The 11465-nt window shown below is 28.0% G+C and carries 6 protein-coding genes; all 6 read left to right on the forward strand.

Features of this window, described 5'->3' with window-relative positions:
* The first annotated feature begins 789 nt into the window (after positions 1 to 789).
* The 6 genes from glgB (at position 790) to glgD (ending at position 11053) form a co-directional block, all read left to right on the forward strand.
* Positions 790 to 2826, forward strand: coding sequence for a 1,4-alpha-glucan branching protein GlgB (gene glgB / locus HCG76_RS18285; RefSeq protein WP_221701687.1), 2037 nt, complete (start codon positions 790 to 792; stop codon positions 2824 to 2826).
* A gap of 12 nt (positions 2827 to 2838) precedes the next feature.
* Positions 2839 to 4275: a glycogen synthase GlgA gene (gene glgA, locus HCG76_RS18290; RefSeq protein ID WP_221701686.1), complete on the forward strand. Its 1437-nt coding sequence runs from the start codon at positions 2839 to 2841 to the stop codon at positions 4273 to 4275.
* Between the two features lie 28 nt (positions 4276 to 4303).
* Positions 4304 to 6739, forward strand: a complete 2436-nt coding sequence (locus tag HCG76_RS18295; RefSeq protein WP_221701685.1) for a glycogen/starch/alpha-glucan phosphorylase — start codon at positions 4304 to 4306, stop codon at positions 6737 to 6739.
* 13 nt (positions 6740 to 6752) lie between these two features.
* A complete protein-coding gene (locus HCG76_RS18300) occupies positions 6753 to 8585 on the forward strand; it encodes a glycoside hydrolase family 13 protein (RefSeq protein ID WP_260458198.1) in 1833 nt (610 codons plus the stop codon).
* A gap of 182 nt (positions 8586 to 8767) precedes the next feature.
* Positions 8768 to 9925, forward strand: coding sequence for a glucose-1-phosphate adenylyltransferase (locus HCG76_RS18305; RefSeq protein ID WP_221701683.1), 1158 nt, complete (start codon positions 8768 to 8770; stop codon positions 9923 to 9925).
* A gap of 21 nt (positions 9926 to 9946) precedes the next feature.
* On the forward strand, positions 9947 to 11053 hold the full coding sequence (gene glgD / locus HCG76_RS18310; protein WP_221701682.1) for a glucose-1-phosphate adenylyltransferase subunit GlgD: 1107 nt from the start codon (positions 9947 to 9949) through the stop codon (positions 11051 to 11053).
* Positions 11054 to 11465: the final 412 nt, after the last annotated feature.

Below are 11465 nucleotides of genomic sequence, written 5' to 3' on the forward strand. Positions count from 1 at the left end.
TAATTACCTCCGATTCCTCTTTGGTAATTATACTTTATAAAGTTATTTTATTACATTCTTAAATGATCATTTATTTAAATTCATATCTTAGCACTTATATTATTTCACTTTTTCAACAAAAAACAACTTAAATATTTGATTGATTAGAAAATTTATTAGTTCTAAATTCATTAATTATATTGTGATTTTAAATATTTTATTATCATAAAATTAGCTTTAAATTTATGAACTTTTACGAATATTTTTAAAACTTGAAATAGTATATATTCTATACATATACCTATAATTAATTTTCAGATATAAATCAAAGATTTATCTTTAAAGTATGCTATATATTCTGTATAACTTTGTATAAAAGTGAGCTTATAATAGTTAGATTTGAGATAGTTTAATGTTATTTTACAATGAATTTTGAAAATATTTCTAAAATTCAGACTATTATACTTATAATTAATGATAAATAATTATGCTTATTATAAGTATAAAAATTATAAAAAGTAATAGAAAAATTTTAGAAACATATAATTATAAATATATACAATCAAAGTTATAAAGAAAAATAGAGTAAAATATACCAAAATATAGACAGGAATACATAACAAAAAAAATAAAACGACAAAATCTAACAGAAATATAAGAAATATAAAATTATGTGTTGAATATTATTAGATTAAATGTCGGTTAAAAGAAGTTGAACAGTATAAAAGCTTGATGGTAGAATTATAAAATAGGAAATAACTTCTATATTAGGAGAAATTACAATAGTATAAAAGATGAGGGGGGATTTACATGAGAGGAGAAGTTGGAGCAGCTATTAAGAAGAATAATAAAAAAAAGACAATTGAAGATGTTAAAACAGTAAATAATAAGAGAAATAGTAGTAGTTTAGATAATAAAAAAGAAAATAAACCTGTAAAGAAGAAAGTCAAATGTGAATTAAGTGAGGATAATATTTCTTTATTTCACCAAGGAAAGCACTATGAAGCTTATGCATTTATGGGAGCTCATGTTATTTCTGAAAAAAGGAAAAAAGGTGTTAGATTCACTACATGGGCACCTAAGGCAAAAAATGTATATGTAGTAGGTGATTTTTCTAACTTCGAAGTAAGAGAAGAGTATAAAATGGAGAAAGTATCAGGTTCAGGTATATGGAGTATATTCATAGAAGGATTACAACCTGGAGAAAAATATAAATATTCAATAGAGAATATTTATGGACATCACAATTATAAATCTGACCCTTATGCTTTTGAATCAGAAAAAAGGCCAAATACAGCGTCAATAATTAGTGAAAATGTTAAATATAAATGGAATGATAGAAGTTGGATGATGAGAAGAAAAAGATTTAACATGTATGAAAGTCCAATTAATATTTATGAAATACATTTAGGCTCTTGGAAGACTAAAAATGGAGAATTTTTAACATATAAGCAAATAGCTGAAGAATTACCAGAGTACTTAGTAGACATGGGATATACTCATGTAGAAATATTGCCAATATTGGAACATCCACTAGATGCATCATGGGGTTACCAAGGTGTAGGATATTATTCTGTAACAAGCAGATATGGAAATGCCAATGATTTTAAATATTTAATTGATGAATTGCATAGAGCTGGTATAGGAGTAATATTAGACTGGGTACCAAGTCATTTCTGTAAAGATGCTCATGGATTATACATGTTTGATGGAACACCAACTTATGAATATGAAGAAGAGTGGAAAAGAGATAATAAAGGATGGGGAACATTTAATTTTGACTTAGGAAGACCGGAAGTTAAGAGTTTTTTAATATCAAATCTTTTTTATTGGGTAAAAGAATTCCATATAGATGGTATTAGAAATGATGCTGTATCAAATATGTTATATCTTAATTATGGAAGAAATGATGGAGAATGGGTTCCGAATATTTATGGAGGAAATGGAAATTTAGAAGCAATAGAGTTTATAAAAGAATATAATACTGCAATTCATAATGAATTTCCTACTGTAATGACAATTGCTGAAGAATCTACATCATGGCCAAGGATATCAAAGCCAGTTGAAGATGATGGATTAGGATTTAATTTTAAGTGGAATATGGGATGGATGAATGATACTTTAAAATACGTTAAAGAAGATCCAATAAATAGAAAATATCATCATCACAAACTTACTTTTTCAATGGCATATAATTATTCAGAGAATTTTATATTATCTATATCACATGATGAAGTTGTACATGGAAAATGTTCACTTGTAAATAAAATGTGGGGAGATTATTGGAATAAATTTGCTGGAGTTAGAGTTTATTTAGCACATATGATGGGACATCCAGGTAAAAAGTTAATGTTTATGGGCTCTGAATTTGGACAATTTATAGAATGGCGTGAATATGAAGAACTGCAATGGAATTTAATTGAAGAATATGATATGCATAGGAATACTCAACGATTCTTCAAAGATATGAATAATTATTACAAACAAAATAAAGCTTTATGGGAAGGTGACTATAAAACAGAAGGATATCAATGGATTGATGCTGATAATTGCGATGAAAGCATATACTCTTTTATAAGAAGAGATAGTAAAAATGATGAATGTCTAATATTTATATGCAATTATACACCTGTAGTTAGATACGATTTTAGAATCGGTGTTCCATATTTAGCAGAGTATGTAGAGGATTTTAATACAGATAATGAAATATATGGTGGATCAGGACAAGTTATGGCTGAAAAGTTATTAGCAGAAGATATTCCTTGTAACAATCAACCATATTCAATAAAGGTTAAAGTTCCACCAATGGCAGCTATTATTTTAAGAGTAGATAATAAATCTAAATAGGAGTGTGAATAGATGAAAGTATTGTTTGCAGCATCAGAAGCGCATCCATTCATTAAAACAGGTGGTTTAGGAGATGTAATGGGAGCATTACCTAAATCATTAATAAAATTAGGCGTAGATGTTAGAGTTGTAATACCGAAGTATAAAAATATAAAAGATGAATTAAAGCAAAAGCTACAGTTTGTAAAATGGTTTACTGTTTCTGTAGGTTGGAGAAATCAATATTGTGGAGTTTTTCAATATCAATATAAGGGAGTAACTTATTATTTTATAGATAATGAATACTATTTTAATAGAGATGGACTATATGGATATTTTGATGATGGCGAAAGATTTGCATTTTTTAATAGAGCTGTTTTAGAGTTTATTAAACAAATTGATTGGCAACCAGATTTAATAAATTGTAATGATTGGCAAACAGGAATGGTACCAGTATTACTTAACTTAGAATATAAAAAAGATGAATTTTATTCAAAAATAAAGACTGTATTTTCAATTCATAATTTACTTTTTAAAGGAAGTTTTTCTCCTAAAATATTACCAGAGTTATTTGGGTATGATTATATGCCATTAGCTAATGGTAGTGTTGAATTAGATGGAGCAGTAAGTTTCTTAAAAGGTGGATTAAATTATTGCGATCAAATTACAACAGTAAGTAAAACATATGCAGAAGAAATAAAAACGCCTCAATATGGTGAAGGATTAGATGGATTCCTTAGAAGTAGAAGTTATTATTTGATGGGAATAGTTAATGGAATAGACTATGAAGAGTTTAATCCACAAGATGATAAATTTATATTTAAGAACTTTAATGCTAATTCAATAGATAATAAAGTTCAAAACAAATTAGCACTACAAAGAGAATTAGGATTGCCACAAAAGAAAGACACACCTATGATTGGATTAATATCTAGATTAACTCACCAAAAGGGTTGTGACTTGATAGTTAATATGATAGATAGATTACTTCAAAAGGATATACAACTTGTTATTTTAGGAACAGGTGACTATTGGTATGAAGAAACATTTAAGAATTTACAATATAGATATCCAGATAAGGTTTCAGCTAATATAAAATTTGATAATACATTAGCACATAAGATATATGCTGCAACGGATATGTTCTTAATGCCATCATTATTTGAACCTTGTGGATTAGGTCAATTAATAGCTTTAAGATATGGATCAATACCTATTGTAAGAGAAACTGGAGGCTTAAAGGACACAATATCTCCTTATAACAAATACAATGGTGTAGGGAATGGATTTGGGTTTAAGAATTTCAATTCAAATGAATTAATGCAAATAATGGAGTATGCATTAACAATCTACAACGATAAAAATGCTTGGAACAACATAATCAGACAAGCCATGAATTCAGATAACAGTTGGGAAAAATCAGCTATGCAATATAAGTGGTTATATGAAGGAGTAGTTAAGAGACCTTAATGGATACAAGCTATTAGGAGGTAGATATATGCTATCAATCGATAAGAATTCGTTTAAAAGAGATTATAATAACAAATTCGTTCAATTACATGGGAAGGAATTAAAAGAAGGAAGTAATCAACAAAAATATGAAGCATTGGGGAGTTTGGTTAGAGACTATGTAATTAGTACCTGGATGGATACTAATAAAAGGTACAATCAAACTGGAGAAAAACAAGTATACTATTTCTCAATGGAATTCTTATTAGGCAGGCTATTAGGTGATTTTCTTTTAAATTTAGGAATAAGAGATATTTGTAAGGAAGCATTAAGTGAATTAGATATTGATTTAGAAGAAATTGAAAATTTAGAACATGATCAAGGACTAGGTAATGGAGGATTAGGTAGATTAGCAGCTTGTTTTCTAGATTCAATGGCATCTTTAAATATTGCAGGCCATGGATGTGGAATAAGGTATAAATATGGATTTTTTGAACAAAAAATAGTTGATTGCCAACAAGTTGAAGCCTCTGATAATTGGTTAAGAGAAGGAAATGTATGGGAAATAAAGAAACAAGATAAATCCGAAATAGTTAAATTTGGAGGTACAATAGTTTCAGATTATGTAAATGGTAAATTAACTTTTACACATGTTAACTATGAACCAGTTTTAGCAGTACCATATGATACTCCAATAGTTGGATATGAAAATGAAGTAGTAAACACTTTAAGATTATGGAGTGCAGAGCCAGTTTCTAATGAATTTGATTTTTCATCATTTAGTAGAGGTGATTTTTTAAAAGCAATATCTTATAAAAACTCAGTAGAAGCAATATCGTTAGTTCTATATCCAGAAGATTCATTTTATGAGGGAAAAATGCTTAGGCTAAAGCAACAGTATTTTTTCGTGTCTGCAGGAATACAAAGTATAGTTAGACACTATAAGAAGCATAATGGAGATATTAGGTTATTAGATGAAAAGATAGCAATACACATTAATGATACACATCCAACATTAGCGATTCCAGAGTTAATGAGGATATTGGTTGATGAAGAGGGATTATCATGGGAAACTGCTTGGAGAATAACTCAAAATACTATTTCGTATACAAATCATACAATATTGGCAGAAGCTTTAGAAAAATGGCCAGTTGATATGTTTAAGAGTTTACTACCAAGACTCTACATGATTATAGAAGAAATAAATAAGCGATATTGTGAAGAACTTTGGAATAAGTACGTAGGTCAATGGGAAAAAATATCAAGAATGGCTATTATAGGAGATGGATATGTTAGAATGGCTAATTTAGCCATAGTAGGTAGCCATAGTGTTAATGGAGTTGCAAAGCTTCATACTGAAATATTAAAGAAAAAAGAAATGTCAGACTTTTATTATTTGTATCCATCAAAATTTAATAATAAAACTAATGGTATAACGCATAGAAGATGGCTAATTAGGTCTAATCCTAAATTAACTAATCTTTTATTAGATACTATAGGAGATAGTTTTATAAAGCACCCAACTGACCTAGAAAATTTTGAGAATTATCTTGATGATAAAAATGTTTTAAAAAGACTTGGAGAAATAAAGAAAGATAATAAGGAACGATTAGCAAAAGAAATTTATAAGAGTAAAGGAATATTAATAGACACGAATTCAATTTTTGATGTTCAAATAAAAAGAATTCATGCTTATAAACGTCAGACATTGAATTGTTTAAGAATAATGGACCTTTACAATAAGCTAATAGATAATCCTAATTTAGATATAATACCAAGAACATTTATTTTTGCTGGAAAGGCAGCTCCAGGATATTATTTAGCTAAAAATACTATTGAGTTAATTTGCAGAGTTGCAGAAACTATAAATAATGATCCAAGAGTGAATAAGAAAATTAAGGTTGTAATGTTAGATAATTATCAGGTTTCATTAGCCGAGAAGATAATTCCTGCTACTGACTTAAGTGAGCAGATTTCAACAACTACTAAAGAAGCGTCAGGTACATCTAATATGAAGTTTATGATGAATGGAGCAATTACTATTGCAACATTAGATGGAGCTAATATTGAGATTAAGGATGAAGTTGGTGAGGATAATATTATTATCTTTGGATTAAATGCTGAAGATGTATTAAACTACCATAAAAATGGTGGATATTCGTCATGGGATGTATGTAATAAAGATCCAAGATTACAAAGAGTTACTAATGATTTAATTAATGGGAAATATTACAGGGATAAAGATAGATTTAGAACTATATATGAGAATTTATTAACTTATAATGATGAATTCTTTGTGTTAAAGGATTTTTCTTCTTATTTGGATGCACAAGAAAAGGTTAATAACTTATATATAGATACAGAAAAATGGCAAAGGATGTGTGGTATTAATATTGCACATTCAGGAATATTTTCATCTGATAGAACTATTAAAGAATACGCAACAGGTATTTGGGGTTCCACTGTAATATATAAAAATCTATAGGGGGAATGTGGATTTGGATGATATACAAATTTTCCATGATTCTCACAATCTTGAATTAAGGAATCCATTTGGTGCAGTTAGCATAGGAATTAAAGTGCGAATCAGATTATGGACTAGTGAACGATGTGCAGCTTATATTAATTTAATAAATTTTTATAACAATCAGATAGAAATTCAAATGAACGAAATTGGATGGAATAGTTATGTAAACAATTGGGTTTATGAAGCTGAAATAGATACATCAAATAATATAGGTCTAATATATTATTATTTTAGAGTTAATTATTATGGAAGAAATATTATTTATGGAAATAATATAGAATCACTAGGAGGAGTAGGACAGGTATATTTTAATGAGCCAGTAAGTTATCAGATAACTATATATTCAAAAAGGGATGTACCTAGCTGGTATAGAGAGGGAATTATATATCAGATCTTTGTAGATAGATTTTTTAATGGAGAAGACGAAGGAAAAGTTTTAAACCCTAAAAAAAATACATTTATATATGGCAATTGGGATGATAGCCCAATGTATATAAAGGATATGAGTGGAAATATAGTTAGATGGGATTTCTATGGTGGAAATTTATTAGGAGTAAAAAAGAAATTAGAATATATTAAATCGTTAGGCGTAAGCGTAATATATTTTAATCCAATATTTGATTCTCCTAGCTGCCATAAATATGATACTGGTGACTATGAAAAAATAGATTCTATGTTTGGAGATGAACAGATATTTAAAGATCTATGTAGTGAAGCAGAAAATTTAGGTATAAGAATTATATTAGATGGGGTTTTTAGTCATACGGGAAGTGATAGTAAATATTTTAATAAATTTGGGAATTATGATTCTTTAGGTGCCTATCAGTCTTTACAGTCTCCATATTATAGATGGTATAGATTTAATGATTATCCTAAACTATATGAAACATGGTGGGGATTTTCAAATATGCCTAATGTAGATGAACTTAACCCTAGCTATTTAGATTATATAATTAGAGGTGAAAATTCTGTAATAGAGAAGTGGTTAAAGCTTGGAGCAGGTGGTTGGAGATTAGATGTTGCAGATGAATTACCAGATGAATTTATTAAGATTTTAAGGAAAAAGCTTAAAGAAGTAAAAAAAGATGGAGTATTAATAGGTGAAGTATGGGAAGATGCGTCTAATAAGGTTAGTTACAATAGAAAACGAGAGTATCTATTCGGAAATGAATTAGATTCAGTAACTAATTATCCACTAAGACAAATAATCTTAGATTTAGTTAGAAATTATATTGGAAATAAGTATTTCATAAGAAGATACTTGTCATTAAAAGAAAATTATCCAAAGGAATACTTTTATTCAACTATGAATATGCTTGGTAATCATGATACTGAAAGAGTATTAACCATGTTAAACAATAATTTAAATCTGTTAAAAGAAGCAGTTATAATCCAAATGACACTACCAGGCGTTCCATTAATATATTATGGAGATGAAGCCGGGTTAACTGGAGGAAAAGATCCAAGTAATAGAAAGTCTTATCCTTGGGGGAAAGAAAATAAAGATATATTAGAATTTTACAAAAAGGTGGCCTCTATTAGGGCTACTGAAGAGGCATTAAAAAATGGAGAGATAGAATTCTTAGAGTTCAACAATGGAATTTTAGGATTTGAGAGAACTTTAAATAAAGATAGGATAATAGTAATAGTTAATACCTTGGAAAAAGAGGATAACATCACAATAGATAATATAGATGGAAAAGTTATTAATTTGTTAGATAAAACTAAAGAATATCAAATAAAGGACAGAACTGTAAATATTTTAGTAAAAGCTCATAAATTTATGATATTAAAGATTTTATAAAAGAGTATGGCACTTTTATAGTTTCAAGGTGCCATACTTTTAAAAAGATAAAATAAATTATATACAGTACTAATAGAGTACAAAATTATAAAAAAATTACAAATTTAACATAAATAAAAAAATGTAATTTGGTAAATACAATAGTTTGTATACTATTAAGTTAAGAGGGGATGGGGAAAATAGTGAGAAAAAAAGAAATGGTTGCTATGATATTAGCAGGAGGACAAGGATCAAGATTAGGTGTATTAACAAAGAAATTAGCTAAACCAGCTGTACCTTATGGAGGAAAATATAGAATAATAGATTTTCCTTTAAGTAATTGTTCAAATTCAGGAATATATTCTGTTGGAGTATTAACTCAATATAAGCCATTAGAGCTTAATGCACATATTGGAATAGGTAGTCCATGGGATTTAGATAGAAGAGATGGGGGAGTAAGTATATTACCTCCATATCAAGAAGAAAAAGGTGGTAATTGGTATAAAGGAACAGCAAATGCAATTTATCAAAATATTGAATTTGTAGATAGATATGACCCTGAATATGTATTAATTTTATCAGGAGATCATATTTATAAAATGGATTATGATAAAATGCTTCAATTCCATAAAGAAAAGAATGCAGAAGCTACAATAGCTGTAATTGAAGTTCCAATGGAAGAGGCTTGTAGATTTGGAATAATGAATACTAATGAAGACCTATCAATATATGAATTTGAAGAAAAGCCTGCTAAACCTAAGAGTAATATGGCGTCAATGGGAGTTTATATATTTAATTGGAAGCTTTTAAGACAAGCGTTAAAAGAAGATGAAAAAGATAAAGAATCTAGTAATGACTTTGGTAAAAACATAATTCCTAAAATGTTAAACGAAGGTAGAAAATTAGTTGCTTATCCATTTAAAGGATACTGGAAGGATGTTGGAACTATAAGTAGTCTTTGGGAAGCTAACATGGATTTATTAAAGAGGGAAAGTGGACTAAACTTATATGAAGATGATTGGAAAATTTATTCAGTTAGTCCTGTTAGACCAGCTCAATATATAGGAAAAGATGCAAATGTTAAAAATTCATTGATAGTTGAAGGATGTACAGTTCATGGAACAGTAGAAAATTCTGTATTATTCGAAGGCGTATATATTGGGAAAAATACAGTTATAAGAGATTCAGTAATAATGACTGATGCAAAAATTGGAGATAATGTAGTAATTGATAAAGCAATTATTGGTGGAGAAGCAAAAATACGAAAAGATTGTAAAATAGGGAATGGTGAGAAAATATCTGTTATAGCATCTAAAGAAGATGTAAAAAGTGGAACAGTAATAGATGCAATGGAAGTGTAATAGAGGGGGTAAAGAGAAATTATGAACAATTGTATTGGTATAATTAATTTAGATGAAAATGAACAAAAAACTACGGAGTTAACAAGACGAAGACCTTTGGCATCTTTACCTATAGCAGGTAGATATAGAGTTGTTGATTTTGTATTATCTAATATGACAAATTCAGGAATTGAGGCAATTGGAATATTTACAAAAAATAAATCAAGATCGTTAATTGATCATTTAACGAATGGTAGACCATGGGATATACACCGTAAGAAAGATGGATTAAAGGTATTTAACTTTGGGGATATTGATCCTGTACATGATGATGTACACAATTTCTTAGAGAATATAGATTATTTTGATCATAGTAAGAAAGAATATACGTTAATTTGTTCATCTTATATGATTTGTAATATAAATTATAATGAATTAATAAAATATCACATTGCACAAGGTAATGATGTAACTACAGTATATAAGAATGTTAAACATGTGGAAGATGATTTTATTGATTGTCAAGTTTTAAATCTAGATGAGACTGGAAGAATAACTGGAGTAGGTGAAAATGTAGGTTTAAAGAATAGTGCTAATATAAATATGGAAATGTATATAATGAAAACAGATCTTTTCATAGATATGATATATGAGTGTATAAGAGGCGGAAGATATAAAAAGATAAAAAACTATATCAATGGAAATATAGATAAATTAAAAGTTGGTGGATATGAATTTAAAGGATATCTAGCTTGTATTAATTCTTTAGGTGCATATTATGATGCAAATATGGAATTTTTAAATGAGAAAGTAAATAAGGAATTATTCTATAGTAATTTCCCTATATATACAAAACCAAAAGACGCTTGTCCAACACAGTATACTGAAACCAGTAATGTAATAAATTCTATAATAGCAAATGGTTCATATATTGAAGGAACAGTTAAAAACTGTGTTATTGGAAGAAATGTTTATATCGGAAAAGGTAGTGTAATAGAAAATTGTGTTATACTTCAAAATACTGTTATAGGAAGTAATGTAAGAATGAATAATACAATTACTGATAAGGGAACATTAATTGATGATAATGAAGAGGTAAAAGGATTAGAAAATAATCCAGTTATAATTCCTAAAAAAAGAGTAGTATAAAGATATTAATTAAATATAAGAAGACGTGAAATAGATATATTTTTCTATTTTATGTCTCTTTTTTTTACATAATAAATATATAGTGGCAAAAAAGATTGATATAGTTGATTGAATATTCAAATTAACTAAGTGAACGTATCCTTTTGTATCAATATAAGTATTATTAAGAAAATAAGTGAAAAATATAGAAAAATTAAAGTAATTTATGAATATAATAATGATTTATTGGTTAATATGTTAATATGATGATATTATAAGTCTTGTCCAAACGGACAGCCGATAAGTCGAAAGGCAATAAAGTAAGTTAACAAAACAACAGAAAATGTTGAAAAAAGATGTTGACAGAAAAGTTATTCGGTGATAAGATAAACAAGTCGCTTCGGTGCGACAGAGTAAATGGTCTTTGAAAATT

This window comes from Clostridium sp. K13 (assembly GCF_019734195.1).
Taxonomy (GTDB): domain Bacteria; phylum Bacillota; class Clostridia; order Clostridiales; family Clostridiaceae; genus Clostridium.

Coding starts and splice junctions, on each gene's coding strand:
- glgA (WP_221701686.1), top strand. CDS start 2,839: ATGAAAGTATTGTTTGCAGCATCAGAAGCGCATCCATTCATTAAAACA.
- glgB (WP_221701687.1), top strand. CDS start 790: ATGAGAGGAGAAGTTGGAGCAGCTATTAAGAAGAATAATAAAAAAAAG.
- glgD (WP_221701682.1), top strand. CDS start 9,947: ATGAACAATTGTATTGGTATAATTAATTTAGATGAAAATGAACAAAAA.
- HCG76_RS18295 (WP_221701685.1), top strand. CDS start 4,304: ATGCTATCAATCGATAAGAATTCGTTTAAAAGAGATTATAATAACAAA.